This is a genomic window from Streptomyces endophyticus, from assembly GCF_035798155.1.
GTDB classification, from domain to species: Bacteria; Actinomycetota; Actinomycetes; order Streptomycetales; family Streptomycetaceae; genus Streptomyces; species Streptomyces endophyticus.
This window is the reverse complement of the sequence record NZ_JAOZYC010000140.1, coordinates 1-12,906: the sequence shown is the minus strand read 5'-3', so window position 1 is coordinate 12,906 and position 12,906 is coordinate 1. Positions and strand designations below refer to the sequence as shown.

Annotated in this window: 11 protein-coding genes and 2 pseudogenes; 8 read left to right on the top strand and 5 right to left on the bottom strand. The window is 68.7% G+C overall.

Annotation, left to right across the window (positions count from 1 at the left end; genetic code table 11):
- Positions 1-33 precede the first annotated feature (33 nt).
- The gene (locus tag OKJ99_RS26205) at positions 34-525 is read left to right on the top strand and encodes an inorganic diphosphatase (protein WP_266711337.1); all 492 of its coding nucleotides are present in this window, start codon (positions 34-36) and stop codon (positions 523-525) included.
- 123 nt (positions 526-648) lie between these two features.
- Complete coding sequence (locus tag OKJ99_RS26200) at positions 649-2,316, top strand: threonine/serine exporter family protein (RefSeq protein WP_326019995.1); 1,668 nt, start codon at positions 649-651, stop codon at positions 2,314-2,316.
- A gap of 47 nt (positions 2,317-2,363) precedes the next feature.
- Here OKJ99_RS26200 and OKJ99_RS26195 read toward each other — a convergent pair.
- Together OKJ99_RS26195 and OKJ99_RS26190 are read right to left on the bottom strand one after the other, a co-directional pair.
- Positions 2,364-3,020: pseudogene (locus OKJ99_RS26195) on the bottom strand (DedA family protein); the annotation flags it as partial.
- 141 nt (positions 3,021-3,161) lie between these two features.
- Entirely contained in the window at positions 3,162-3,920 is a 759-nt protein-coding gene (locus OKJ99_RS26190; protein ID WP_326019994.1) for a MerR family transcriptional regulator, read from the bottom strand.
- Between the two features lie 122 nt (positions 3,921-4,042).
- On the opposite strand from OKJ99_RS26190, the gene OKJ99_RS26185 reads away from it, so the two are divergent.
- Positions 4,043-5,335 carry an ion channel protein gene (locus tag OKJ99_RS26185; protein WP_326019993.1) on the top strand — a complete coding sequence of 431 codons (1,293 nt, stop codon included), beginning with the start codon at positions 4,043-4,045 and terminating at the stop codon, positions 5,333-5,335.
- 50 nt (positions 5,336-5,385) lie between these two features.
- On the top strand, positions 5,386-6,813 hold the full coding sequence (locus OKJ99_RS26180; RefSeq protein WP_326019992.1) for a glutamate decarboxylase: 1,428 nt from the start codon (positions 5,386-5,388) through the stop codon (positions 6,811-6,813).
- 10 nt (positions 6,814-6,823) lie between these two features.
- Here the strand turns inward: OKJ99_RS26180 and OKJ99_RS26175 are convergent, their stop codons facing one another.
- Together OKJ99_RS26175 and OKJ99_RS26170 are read right to left on the bottom strand one after the other, a co-directional pair.
- A complete protein-coding gene (locus OKJ99_RS26175; RefSeq protein ID WP_326019991.1) occupies positions 6,824-8,011 on the bottom strand; it encodes an ABC transporter ATP-binding protein/permease in 1,188 nt (395 codons plus the stop codon).
- An 87-nt stretch (positions 8,012-8,098) separates the two neighbouring features.
- Positions 8,099-8,740 carry a PadR family transcriptional regulator gene (locus tag OKJ99_RS26170; protein ID WP_326019990.1) on the bottom strand — a complete coding sequence of 214 codons (642 nt, stop codon included), beginning with the start codon at positions 8,738-8,740 and terminating at the stop codon, positions 8,099-8,101.
- A gap of 245 nt (positions 8,741-8,985) precedes the next feature.
- On the opposite strand from OKJ99_RS26170, the pseudogene OKJ99_RS26165 reads away from it, so the two are divergent.
- Both OKJ99_RS26165 and OKJ99_RS26160 read left to right on the top strand, forming a co-directional pair.
- A pseudogene (locus tag OKJ99_RS26165) lies at positions 8,986-9,192 on the top strand (SRPBCC family protein); the annotation flags it as partial.
- Between the two features lie 165 nt (positions 9,193-9,357).
- Positions 9,358-9,600: a DUF397 domain-containing protein gene (locus OKJ99_RS26160; RefSeq protein ID WP_326019989.1), complete on the top strand. Its 243-nt coding sequence runs from the start codon at positions 9,358-9,360 to the stop codon at positions 9,598-9,600.
- A 20-nt stretch (positions 9,601-9,620) separates the two neighbouring features.
- Here OKJ99_RS26160 and OKJ99_RS26155 read toward each other — a convergent pair whose 3' ends face one another.
- A complete protein-coding gene (locus OKJ99_RS26155; protein ID WP_326019988.1) occupies positions 9,621-10,118 on the bottom strand; it encodes an ATP-binding protein in 498 nt (165 codons plus the stop codon).
- Between the two features lie 258 nt (positions 10,119-10,376).
- On the opposite strand from OKJ99_RS26155, the gene OKJ99_RS26150 reads away from it, so the two are divergent.
- Positions 10,377-11,273 carry a helix-turn-helix domain-containing protein gene (locus OKJ99_RS26150; protein WP_407700762.1) on the top strand — a complete coding sequence of 299 codons (897 nt, stop codon included), beginning with the start codon at positions 10,377-10,379 and terminating at the stop codon, positions 11,271-11,273.
- Positions 11,274-11,369: 96 nt separating this feature from the next.
- On the top strand, positions 11,370-12,827 hold the full coding sequence (locus OKJ99_RS26145; protein ID WP_326019987.1) for an aldehyde dehydrogenase family protein: 1,458 nt from the start codon (positions 11,370-11,372) through the stop codon (positions 12,825-12,827).
- Positions 12,828-12,906 lie beyond the last annotated feature (79 nt).

The following is a 12,906-nucleotide window of genomic DNA, read 5'->3' as shown; positions in this document are numbered from 1 at the left end:
CAGACGTTTGTGTTGATCATTGAGGAGCCACCGGTGGAGTTCGACGTCCTGATCGAGATCCCGAAGGGATCGCGGAACAAGTACGAGGTCGACCACGAGTCCGGTCGTATCCGCCTCGACCGTCGTCTGTTCACGTCGACCGCCTACCCGACGGACTACGGCTACGTCGAGGACACCCTCGGCGAGGACGGCGACCCGCTGGACGCGCTGGTCATCCTGGACGAGCCGACGTTCCCGGGCTGCCTCATCAAGTGCCGCGCGATCGGCATGTTCCGGATGACGGACGAGGCCGGCGGCGACGACAAGCTGCTGTGCGTCCCGGCGACGGACCCGCGGATGGAGCACCTGCGCGACATCCAGCACGTCTCGGAGTTCGACCGCCTGGAGATCCAGCACTTCTTCGAGGTCTACAAGGACCTGGAGCCCGGCAAGTCCGTCGAGGGCGCCGACTGGGTCGGCCGTACCGAGGCCGAGGCCGAGATCGAGCGTTCCTACAAGCGCGCTCAGGACAACGGCGGCCACTGAGCCCCCAGCGTTCACATCCGGGCCGCCCCCCTGGGGCGGCCCGTTCGCGTATCTGTGCGCATACTGAGGCGTACGTGCGGTTACACGGATCCGCAGTGATGTGAAGGGCGAGGAACGACAGAGGTGACGGAGCGGGAATCCGAGGCCCCAGAGGACCGCAAGCCGCAGTCCGACGAGGCGCGCAGCGCGTTCACGCAGCCCATCGGGATCATCACGCCGCCCCCGGTGGTCGACGAGGAGTCGTCGACCACCTCGGAGTTCGCGGTCCCCAATGGGCTCAACGTGCAGGCAACGGAGCCGGTGGACACGGAGGGCTCCGCGTTCACGCGGCCGCGGACCTACAGCGCCCGTGAGTCGCCGGCCGCGTTCACCCCGCCGCACGGCATCCCCATGGTCAGGCTGACCAAGGAGGCGCCCTGGCAGGACCGGATGCGCACCATGCTGCGGATGCCGGTCGCCGAGCGGCCCGCCCCCGATCTGGTGCAGAAGCACGACGCCGAGACCGGCCCCGCCGTTCCGCGCGTGCTCGACCTGACGCTGCGTATCGGGGAGCTGCTGCTGGCCGGTGGTGAGGGCGCCGAGGACGTGGAGGCGGCGATGTTCGCCGTGTGCCGGTCCTACGGGCTCGACCGCTGCGAGCCGACAGTAACGTTCACTCTGCTGTCGATCAGCTTCCAGCCGTCCCTGGTGGACGACCCGGTGACGGCCTCGCGCACCGTGCGGCGCCGCGGCACCGACTACACGCGCCTCGCGGCCGTGTACCGGCTCGTCGACGACATCAGCGACGAGGAGGCCGAGGTCTCCCTGGAGGAGGCCTACCGGCGCCTCGCCGAGATCCGCAGGAACCGGCACCCCTACCCGGGCTGGGCGCTCACCGGGGCGAGCGGGCTGCTCGCCGGTTCGGCCTCGATCCTGGTCGGCGGTGACCTGCTGGTGTTCGTCGTCGCCGCGATAGGCGCGATGCTCGGCGACCGCCTCGCATGGCTCTGCGCGGGGCGCGGGTTCCCGGAGTTCTACCAGTTCACGATCGCCGCGATGCCGCCCGCCGCGATGGGCATCGCGCTGACGCTCGCGCACAACTACGTGGATGTGAAGGCATCCGCGGTGATCACCGGTGGACTGTTCGCGCTGCTGCCCGGGCGGGCCCTCGTGGCCGGTGTGCAGGACGGCCTGACCGGCTTCTACATCACGGCCGCGGCCCGCCTCCTGGAAGTCATGTACTTCTTCGTGGGCATCGTCATCGGCGTCCTGATCATGCTCTACGTAGGCGTGCAGTTGGACGCGCAGCTCGACCCGGAAGAGGCGCTCGGGTCCAACAACCGGCCCGTCTGGCAGATCCTCGCGTCGATGTCACTGTCGCTCGCGTTCGCCGTCCTGTTGCAGCAGGAGCGCAAGACGGTGATCGCCGTGACGCTCAACGGCGGGGTCGCGGGCGCGATCTTCGGGGCGCTGCACTACCAGGGCGGGATCTCGCCGGTGGCCGCGACGGCCGCGGCGGCGGGGCTCGTGGGCCTGTTCGGGCAGCTCTTCTCGCGGTACCAGTTCGCGTCGGCGCTGCCGTACGTGACGGCCGCGATCGGTCCGCTGCTGCCGGGTTCGGCGACGTACTTCGGTCTGCTGGCGATCGCCCACAGCGATGTGAACGGCGGGCTCACGTTCCTGGCCAAGGCGGCGGCGCTCGCCCTGGCCATCGCGATCGGGGTGAACCTCGGTGGCGAGATCTCCCGCCTGTTCCTGCAGGGGCCGGGCGCCGCGGGGCGGCGCGCGGCCAAGCGCACGAGGGGCTTCTAGCGCTTCGCGTGCCGGCGTCGCGCGGGCGGGGTCTCGTCGGGGCCGCCGGGCTCCCCGGACTGTGCGGACCGGGCGGCTTCCTTCTTCGACTTGCCGCGGGCCCGCAGGAACTCGATCGCGATCGGCACCACCGAGATCAGGACGATCAGGATCAGGATCGCCTCGATGTTCTTGTGCACGAACGCGATGTTGCCGAGCCACGAGCCGAGCAGCGTCACGCCCGCGCCCCACAGCACGCCGCCGATCACGTTGAACGTGAGGAACGAGCGGTACCGCATGCCCGAGACGCCCGCGATGATCGGCGTGAACGTACGGACGATGGGCACGAAGCGGGCGAGGACCAGGGACTTGGGGCCGTGCTTCTCGAAGAACTCGTGCGCCTTGGTGACGTTCTCCTGCTTGAAGAGCCGGGAGTCCTCGCGCTTGAAGAGGGACGGGCCGACCTTCTTGCCGAACATGTAGCCCGCCTGGTCGCCCAGGATCGCGGCGAGGCAGATCAGCCCGATCGCCCCCCACAGCGGGAAGTCCAGCTGCTTCGAAGTGATCAGCAGACCCGTGGTGAAGAGCAGCGAGTCGCCCGGCAGGAAGAAGCCGATCAGCAGGCCCGACTCGGCGAACACGATCAGCAGCAGGCCCCAGATGCCGAACGTGTTCAGCAGATAGTCCGGGTCCAGCCAGCTTGGTCCTAGAGCAAGCGTCATCACGGGTCCGGACTCCTGAGGGGCTTCGGCGGTAAAGGCAGGGCAAGGCAATGGCGGTGCAAAGTTATCAACGCCGGTTGTCCCTGCCAGGTTCCAGTGGCCCCCTCAGGATGCACTGTGCGGAAACTGTGGCATACCTGTGGTTCAGCCGTTCCGCAGCGAGTTGGCGTGGATCGCGGTGCTGAGGTGGTCGGCGACGCCCTCGCCCAGGGCGTCGTAGTACGCCTTGAAGCGCTCGTCGGCCACGTACATGGCGCCGAGACAGGCGTGCATCTCGTGCGGGCAGTCGTAGAACCACCGCGAGATCTGGTCGCGGTGCTCCTCGGCCAGGTCCATGGCGCGCTCGCCGTCGGCCGGTTCGCCGGCTGTGACGAGCGCCACGTAGCGCGCGAGCCAGTCGTCGTTCTCGGCCTTCATGCGCAGCCAGTCCTCCTTGGAGTACGTCGCGGCCCGCCGCTGCGACTCGGCGTACGCCTCCGTGCCGCCCCAGCGCTGCTCGGTCTCCTCGGAGTACTCCTCGGGGTCCTTGTCGCCGAAGACCTCGAAGCGCTCTTCCGGTGTGAGCTGGATGCCCATCTTCTGTGCCTCCATGGCGTGTTCGACGGCCTCTGCCATCTTCTGCAACTTCTCGATGCGGGCGCTCAGCAGTTCGTGCTGGCGCCGCAGGTGCTCGCGCGGGTCGGATTCCGGGTCGTCAAGCAGGGCCTGGATCTCGTCGAGCGGGAAGCCGAGCTCCCGGTAGAAGAGGACCTGCTGGAGCCGGTCGAGGTCGGCCTCGCCGTACCGGCGGTGCCCCGCCGCGCTGCGCTCGCTCGGGGCGAGCAGGCCGATCTCGTCGTAGTGGTGCAGGGTGCGCACCGTGATTGCGGCGAAGCGGGCGACCTGACCCACGGAGTAGCTCATCCGCCGTGCCTCCTTTCTCGTACGCGAATCAGCTTGGGGCCTCACGTGACGTGAGGTGCAAGTCGATTCCTTCGGCGGGTTTTCGCGGTGTTATGCCATTTATGTCCGCTTAAGGTGGCGCCGTGAGCACGCATACCGAGATCGAATCGCCGCCCCCGCCCGCCGTCTCCGCTCGCACCCTGCTGCCGTTCGTCCTGCCCGCGCTGGTGGTGGGCGTCGGCTGCAGCGTGCTGTTCCTCGCGCTCGACTGGATCGCGGAGAAGCTGGCCGACCTGGTGTGGGAAGAGCTGCCCGACGCTCTCGGCATCGGCGGCTACTCCGCGCTGTGGATCATCGTGATGCTCACCGCCACGGGCGTCCTCGTCGGGCTCGTGGTCTGGAAGGTGCCGGGGCACGCAGGGCCCGACCCGGCGACGATGGGGCTCGGCGGCGAGGCACCGCTGCCGCCCTACGTGCTCCCGGGGCTCGCGCTCGCCGCGGCGCTGATGCTGGCCGGCGGGCCGAGCCTGGGCCCGGAGAACCCGATCATCGCGGTGAACGTGGGGCTCGCGTTCTGGCTCGGCAAGAAGCTGGTGCCGAAGTCTCCGGCGACGATGTGGGTGAGCCTGGCGACGGCGGCGACCGTCGGCGCCCTGTTCGGAACGCCGATCGCGGCCGCGCTGCTCGTCTCGGAGACGCTGGCCGGGAAGGCGATGCCGATGAAGGGCTCGCTGTGGGACAACATGTTCGGGCCGCTGCTCGCGGCGGCCGCGGGCTCCATGACCACCGCCCTGCTCGCCTCGCCCTCCTTCGACCTCGGCCTGCCGCCGCTGAGCGACCCCGGCTGGGCCGACCTCCTGTCCGCGATCGTGGTCGCCTGCGCGGCCGCGGTGTTCGCGATGACCGCCGTCTACGCCTTCCCCTACGTGCACCGCGCCTTCGGCCGCCTCGGCCACCCGATGCTGACGCTGCCGCTGGGCGGGCTCGTGCTCGGCCTGCTCGGGGCGCTCGGCGGCGAACTGACGCTGTTCAAGGGGCTCGCGGAGGTCAAGGAGATCGCCGGGTCGCCGGACGGCTGGTCGGCCGGGGAGTTCGCCCTGATGACCGTGGTGAAGCTGGCGGCGCTGCTCATCGCCGCCACGTGCGGGTTCCGGGGCGGGCGGATCTTCCCCGCCGTCTTCGTGGGGGCGGCCTTCGGTCTTTTCGCGCACGCGCTCGTGCCCGGCGTGAATCCGTCGGTCGGCATCGCGGCCGGAGTCCTCGGGGTACTGCTCGCGGTCACCCGGCAGGGCTGGGTCAGCCTCTTCACGGCGGCCGTCCTGGTCGCCTCCCCCGCGATCATCGCCCTGATGTGCATCGCGTCATTGCCCGCCTGGCTACTGGTGACGGGTCGGCCGCAGATGCAACTGTCGGAGGACGGGTCGGCGATCCGCTGAGCACCCCGAGACAGACACAACTTCCCTTTCACACAAAGGAGTTGACCCTCATGTCACCACTGCATCAGAGCCCGGCCGACCGCTACGGCAAGCCCGACGAGCGCCCCCTCGCCATCAACCCCTTCTACGGCGAGGCGAACCCGACGGCCGGGATGACGGACGCCCCGCCCAAGCACCGGCTGCCGCAGGGGCCGCTCGCGCCCATGACCGCGTATCAGCTGGTCCGTGACGAGCTGATGCTGGACGGGAACGCGCGGCTTAACCTCGCCACCTTCGTCACCACGTGGATGGAGCCCCAGGCGGGCGTCCTCATGGGCGAGTGCCGGGACAAGAACATGATCGACAAGGACGAGTACCCGCGGACGGCGGAGCTGGAGCGGCGCTGCGTCGCCATGCTCGCCGATCTGTGGAACGCGCCCGATCCGTCCACCGCCGTGGGGTGTTCGACCACCGGGTCGAGCGAGGCGTGCATGCTCGCCGGGATGGCGCTCAAGCGGCGCTGGGCGCTGCGGAACACCGACCGCTACCCCTCGCGCGAGGCCCGCCCCAACCTCGTCATGGGCGTGAACGTGCAGGTCTGCTGGGAGAAGTTCTGCAATTTCTGGGAGGTGGAGGCGCGCCAGGTGCCGATGGAGGGCGGCCGGTTCCACCTCGACCCGGCCGCGGCCGCGGAGCTGTGCGACGAGAACACGATCGGCGTCGTCGGCATCCTCGGCTCGACCTTCGACGGTTCGTACGAGCCGATCGCCGACCTGTGCGCGGCGCTCGACGAGCTGCAGGTGCACACGGGCCTCGACATCCCCGTGCACGTGGACGGGGCGTCGGGCGCGATGGTGGCGCCGTTCCTCGACCCGGATCTGGCGTGGGACTTCCGGCTGCCGCGGGTGGCGTCGATCAATACGTCCGGGCACAAGTACGGGCTCGTCTACCCGGGAGTCGGCTGGGCGCTGTGGCGCGACGCGGAGGCCCTGCCGGAGGAACTCGTCTTCCGGGTCAACTACCTGGGCGGGGACATGCCGACGTTCGCGCTCAACTTCTCGCGGCCGGGGGCGCAGGTGGTCGCCCAGTACTACACGTTCCTGCGCCTCGGCAGGGAGGGCTACCGGGCCGTTCAGCAGGCGACGCGGCAGGTGGCCCGCGGCCTCGCGGAGCGGATCGAGGCGCTGGGCGACTTCCAGCTCCTCACGCGGGGCGACGAGTTGCCGGTGTTCGCGTTCACCACGGCGCCCGAGGTGACGGCGTACGACGTGTTCGACGTGTCGCGGCGGCTGCGGGAGCGGGGGTGGCTGGTGCCGGCGTACACGTTCCCCGCGCACCGGGAGGATCTGGCGGTGCTGCGGGTGGTGTGCCGCAACGGGTTCTCGTCCGATCTGGCGGAGCTGCTGGTGGAGGACCTGGGGCGGCTGCTGCCGGAGTTGCGCGCGCAGCCGCACCCGTTCACGCGGGACCGGGGCGCGGCCACCGGCTTCCACCACTAGGCGGCGACGGCTAGTGGCTCAGCCTCGCGAACCTCCGTACCGCCAAGGGGAAGAAGATCGCCACCAGGCCCACCGGCCACGCCACCGCCAGCCACACCTCGTCCGCGCCGCCCGGGTTGCCGAAGAGGTGGCGGACCGACGAGGCCGTCGCCGACATCGGGTTCCACTCGACCACCGCGCCCAGCCAGTCCGGCATGGTCGACGGCACCGCAAAAGCGTTGGAGAGGAACCCGACCGGCCACACCAGGATCTGCACGGCCTGCACCAGCTCCGGCTTCCCCGCCACCATCGCCAGCCAGATGCCCATCCACAGCATCGCGAAGCGCAGCAGGAGCAGCAGCCCGAAGGCCCCGAGCACCGCGCCGAACGAGCCGTGCACCCGCCAGCCGATGGCGAGGCCGACCGCGGCCATGACCACGATCGACGCCGCCGACTGCAGCATGTCCGCCACCGAGCGGCCCACGAGGACCGCCCCGTTCGTCATCGGCATGGACCGGAACCGGTCGATCACTCCCTTGTTGAGGTCCTGGGTGATCGCCACCATGGTCGACTCCAGGCCGAACGCCATGGTCAGCGCGAGCATGCCGGGGACGAGGAAGTCGACATAGTCGCCCTCGACCCCCTTGCCGCCACCGACCAGGTAGCCGAACATCACGAGCAGCATCACGGCGTCCCACACCTCGGCGCGGCCACGCGGGTCGAGGCCGGTCGTCGGCTCGTCGAGGAAGAGGACCTCCGGCTCCGTGATGAGCGACGCGGCGAGGTCGAGGCGGCGCCGCATGCCGCCGCTGTACGCCTTGACCGCCTTGCGGCCGGTGTCCGCCAGGCCGAAGCGTGCCAGGAGTTCGTCGGCCCGCACCCCCGCGCGCCGGGCCCCCAGGTGGTGGAGCCTGCCGAACATCTCCAGGTTCTGCCGGCCGCTCAACTCCTCGTCGAGGGCCGCGTGCTGGCCGAGCAGGCCGATGCGGTGGCGGACCTCGTCCGGGGCGCGCCGCACATCGTGGCCCGCCACCTCGACGCGGCCCTCGTCGGCCCGCAGCAGCGTCGCCATGACGCGTACGGCGGTGGTCTTGCCCGCCCCGTTCGGCCCGAGCACGCCGTGCACGGTGCCCCGGCCCACCACCAGGTCGAGGCCGTCGAGTGCCGCCTTGTCCCCGTACCTCTTCCGCACTCCCTCGGCGACGATCGCGTCCGTCATCCGGCTCCCTCCGTGACCAAACTGGTCGTAGTCAAACTTGACTAGGTGGGCGAAGGTAACCGAGGCGAAGCCATTCGTCAAACTTGATTAGCGGTTGTTCCCCGCGGGCCGCTCCCCCGCCGCGAACGGGTTCTCCTGCCCCTCCGCGAGCACACCGACGAAGGGCTCGCCCTCGCCCGCGAAGGTGTAGGCGCCGCCCTCGATGCGACTGATCAGACCCCTGGTCCACTCCGCGCCGGTGTCGGCCGAGAAGACCCAGTGGTTCATGATCTCGCCGATGTGGCCCAGCTGCTCGGGGCCGTCCTCGGGCGTGTAGTACTCCGTGACGGAGCGCCGCCACTCCTCCATGCTCCGCACCCGCTCCTTGAGCAGGCCCACGACCTCGTCGCGCGGCAGGTCCACCATGCAGCCGAGCGCCGCCGTGAGGATGTCGGGCCGCTGGTCGTACGAGGTCAGCGACTCACGGACCAGGGTGAGGTACTCCTCCTGCCCCTGGTCCGTCAGCTCGTACTCGGTGCGCGGCGGGCCGCCGGCCGTGGAGGGCGCGACCTCGTGGGCGCGCAGCAGCCCTTGCTTCGCCATCTGCTTGAGCGCGTGGTAGATCGAGCCGGGTTTGGCGTTCGACCACTCGTGGGCGCCCCAGTACTCCAGGTCGTTGCGTACTTGGTAGCCGTGCGCGCGGCCGTGCTGGCGTACGGCCCCGAGAACCAGCAGACGGATCGCTGACATGCGGTCCAGCGTAGACGTCGGGGCACGGAGTCGAGGTCGGCGGCCCCGAGCGGCCGCCGTGGGGCCGGATGGCAGGCTTGACCGACCCGGACGGCAACGGCGTGACGCGGATCACTGGGAACGAGGCGGGAAGACCGTGGCGAACCGCTTCGACATGACCCCGGCCCGACCTCTCCGAGCACCCGAAGGTGCCGCGCGACGCGGGCGCCGACCCGACCCGAACCGATCAAGTGCTGGACGATGCCCGCCGAACGGATCGAGATCCGGCCAATTCCGCGGACTGGACGATCACTTGGACGCTGTACGAGGAAGGCCGTGGGACGCGCCTTTTCTTGGTTCATGAAGGATTCGATCCGGACGATCCGGCCCAGGTGATGGCTCGAAAGATCATGGACGGTGGATGGCGACCGCATGCAATGCGGGCACCGGGGCAGGCGCTTTCCGAGCTGTAACTGCGAGAACACCCCGCGTGCACGTGCATCTGCCCATGCAAGGGCATATGAACGCAGCTATGATCCTGGACAGTTGGGGCAGTTGATCACCGCTGTCCCGGCTTTCACATAGGCCACAGAATCATTCACTGTTACAGCACTGACAGCACCACCGGGGAGCGAACCGTGCACCACGTGTACAACGGCATGGCGGCCACGGAGTTGCACGGAGTGGTCTGGCAGAAGAGCAGGCACAGCAACTCGCAGGGTTCCTGCGTGGAGTTCGCGAAGTTGCCCGGCGGAAGGATCGCCGTGCGCAACTCGAACTTTCCCGATGGGCCCGCGCTCGTCTATACGCCCGCGGAGATAGAGGCGATGCTCCTCGGCGTGAAGGACGGGGAATTCGACCATCTGACGGCCGGGGCCTGACGCTGCGTCAAGGGTACTTCTCAGAACCTGAAGAGTGCCCAGACGACTTTACCGCTCACCGCTCCGGCCAGGGGGTGCCAGCCCCAGCTGTCGGCGAAGGAGTCGACGAGGAACAGTCCGCGCCCCGACTCCGCCGAGAAGTCGCCCTCGATGTCCACCTCTTGGGTGGCCGGGCTGTCATTGCTGGGATCGCGGACCGCGCACACTACGCGCGAAGACCAGTACATCAAATGGAGCCGTACAGGAGGATCCTGGCCGTGCGGGGTGTCCGCCGGGAGTCCGTGCCGCAGTGCGTTGGTGACGAGTTCGGAGACGACGAGACAGATGTCGTCGAAGCGCTCCAACGCCTCCCAGTCGGCGAGCGTCCTGCGGCTGAACTCCCGTGCGCAGCGCACCGCTTCATAGCGGGCGGGCAGAGCACAGGACGCGGTGCTGGAGACGGCCGAGGGGTCGACAGGAGGCAAGCTCTGCCTCCATGCATCTAAAGGCTCAAGCATGGTCGATCCGTTCGTCCCCATGCGAGGTACTCCCCATTTTTCGCAGTACGCAGCGAGCGGTGGTGGCGCCATCGTTCCGAATGCGTACAGCGGATGCAAGGGCAGATGCACGTGCACGCGCCCGACTTGAGCGGCCCCGTACCGCTTCTCGTGCATTTCTTCCTACGACTTCTTGCGCATGTAGTTCGCGATCTTTCCGTTTCTGTAACCGAACGAGTACAGGCTGGAGCGTTTTGATGGCAGACTTCGGCCGTGGACCAATGGGGAGGGTGAAGAGACGTGACCGCTGGGGAGGCATGGGGGTCGCCCCAGGCGCTGAACTCTGGTGGAGGCTCGGTGGTGCGACGCATCCTGCTGGGCTCACAGTTGAGGCGCCTGCGGGAATCGCACGGGATCACCCGCGAGGCCGCCGGATACTCGATTCGTGCCTCCGAGTCGAAGATCAGCCGCATGGAGTTGGGACGGGTGAGCTTCAAGACGCGCGATGTCGCCGACCTGCTGACGCTGTACGGAGTCGATGACGAGGCGGAGCGCTCCGCGCTGCTCTCGCTCGCGAAGGAGGCCAACGTCGCGGGCTGGTGGCACAGTTACAGCGACGTGCTGCCCGGCTGGTTCCCGACGTACCTCGGGCTCGAAGGCGCGGCGACCCAGATCCGTGGGTACGAGGCCCAGTTCGTGCACGGCCTGCTGCAGACCGAGGGGTACGCCCACGCGGTCGTCGAGCAGGGCATGAAGGGGGCCGCGCGCGAGGACATCGAGCGGCGGGTCGCACTGCGCATCGAACGGCAGAAGCTGCTGGTCGACGAGCGGGCGCCGGACGTGCACATCGTGCTCGACGAGGCCACGGTGCGGCGCGTGCAGGGCGGGACCAAGGTGATGCGCGGGCAGCTGGAGCACCTCATCGAGCTGGCCTCGCTCCCGCATCTGACCCTGCAGATCATGCCGTTCAGCCACGGCTGGCACGCCGGCGAGTCCGGCACGTTCACCATTCTCACGTTCCCCGAGTCCGATCTTTCGGATGTCGTCTTTCTCGAACAGCTCACCAGCGCCCTGTATTTGGACAAGCGCGAAGACGTGACGCAGTACGAGAAGGCAATGACGGAACTCTCGGCCCAGTGCCCCTCTCCGGAGGACAGTGTGCGACTGCTCCGTGACGCGTTGTCCGAATTGGCGTGAGTCCGCTGTGAGTTGACGAAACTCTTGCTGTAACTGTCGGTGCCCGCCCGTACGATGACGTGCGACAAGGTGCCCGGCGCTGCAGCAAGGGATTAGATGTCCTACTTCACGGAACTGGACCGGCAATACATCGACGGCTCGTGGCGTCCCGGACGCGGCGCGTGGGACATCATCGACTTCAATCCCTATAACGGGGACAAGCTCGCCTCCATCACCGTCGCCTCCGTGGAAGAGGTCGACGAGGCCTATCGCGCGGCCGAGCGGGTCCAGAAGGACTGGGCGCGGACCAACGCGTACGCGCGTCGCGCCGTCTTCGAGCGCACCCTGCGCCTCCTGGAGGAGCGCGAGGCGGAGATCGCCGAGGCGATCATCGACGAGCTCGGTGGTACGCGGGTCAAGGCCGGCTTCGAGCTGCACCTCGCCAAGGAGTTCCTGCGCGAGTCGATCCAGCTCGCGCTGCGCCCGCAGTGCAGCGTGATCCCCTCGCCGGTGGACGGCAAGGAGAACCGGCTCTACCGGGTGCCGGTCGGGGTCGTCGGGGTCATCTCACCGTTCAACTTCCCGTTCCTGCTGTCCCTGAAGTCCGTCGCGCCCGCGCTCGCGCTCGGCAACGGCGTGGTCCTCAAGCCGCATCAGAACACCCCGGTCACCGGAGGTTCGCTGATCGCGAAGCTCTTCGAGGACGCGGGCCTGCCGGCCGGTCTGCTCAACGTCGTCATCACCGACATCGCCGAGATCGGCGACGCGTTCCTGACCCACCCCGTGCCCAAGGTCATCTCCTTCACCGGCTCCGACCAGGTCGGCAGGCACGTCGGGACGGTCTGCGCCGCGCAGTTCAAGCAGGCGATCCTCGAACTCGGCGGCAACAGCGCGCTGACCGTGCTCGACGACGCCGACATCGACTACGCGGTGGACGCCGCGGTCTTCAGCCGGTACGTCCATCAGGGCCAGGTCTGCATGGCGGCGAACCGGATCCTCGTGGACCGCAAGGTGGAGAAGGAGTTCACGGAGAAGTTCGTGGCGAAGGTCTCCTCCCTCAAGGCGGGCGACCCGCGCGACCCCGCCACCGTCATCGGCCCCGTCATCAACTCCACGCAGGCCGAGGCGATTTCGAGCGTCGTCGCCACCGCGGTCGCGGAGGGCGCCACCGCTCTCGTACGCGGGGGTGTGGACGGGAACATGGTCGAACCGGTCGTGCTCACCGGGCTGCCCGCCGACTCCCCCGTCCTGCGGCAGGAGATCTTCGGCCCTGTCGCCCTGCTCATCCCGTTCGACGGGGACGAGGAGGCGGTACGGATCGCGAACGACACCCCGTACGGGCTGAGCGGCGCCGTGCACACGGGCGACGTGGAGCGCGGGGTCGACTTCGCCCAGCGGATCGACACCGGCATGTTCCACGTGAACGACGGGACCGTGCACGACGAGCCGCTCGTCGCCTTCGGCGGGCAGAAGCAGTCGGGTATCGGGCGGCTCAACGGCGAGGCGACGGTGGAGGCGTTCACCACGCAGAAGTGGATATCGGTGCAGCGGGGGCGCTCGCAGTTCCCGTTCTAGGGCCTGGCCTGGAGATGTACCGATCCGGAGACGTACCGAGGTGGGGAGACGTTGTGCGCAGCAGGACCGTGCGATTCGG

Coding starts and splice junctions, on each gene's coding strand:
- OKJ99_RS26190 (WP_326019994.1), bottom strand. CDS start 3,920: ATGAGCTACTCCGTGGGTCAGGTCGCCCGCTTCGCCGCAATCACGGTG.
- OKJ99_RS26180 (WP_326019992.1), top strand. CDS start 5,386: ATGTCACCACTGCATCAGAGCCCGGCCGACCGCTACGGCAAGCCCGAC.
- OKJ99_RS26175 (WP_326019991.1), bottom strand. CDS start 8,011: ATGACGGACGCGATCGTCGCCGAGGGAGTGCGGAAGAGGTACGGGGAC.
- OKJ99_RS26170 (WP_326019990.1), bottom strand. CDS start 8,740: ATGTCAGCGATCCGTCTGCTGGTTCTCGGGGCCGTACGCCAGCACGGC.
- OKJ99_RS26155 (WP_326019988.1), bottom strand. CDS start 10,118: ATGGGGACGAACGGATCGACCATGCTTGAGCCTTTAGATGCATGGAGG.
- OKJ99_RS26145 (WP_326019987.1), top strand. CDS start 11,370: ATGTCCTACTTCACGGAACTGGACCGGCAATACATCGACGGCTCGTGG.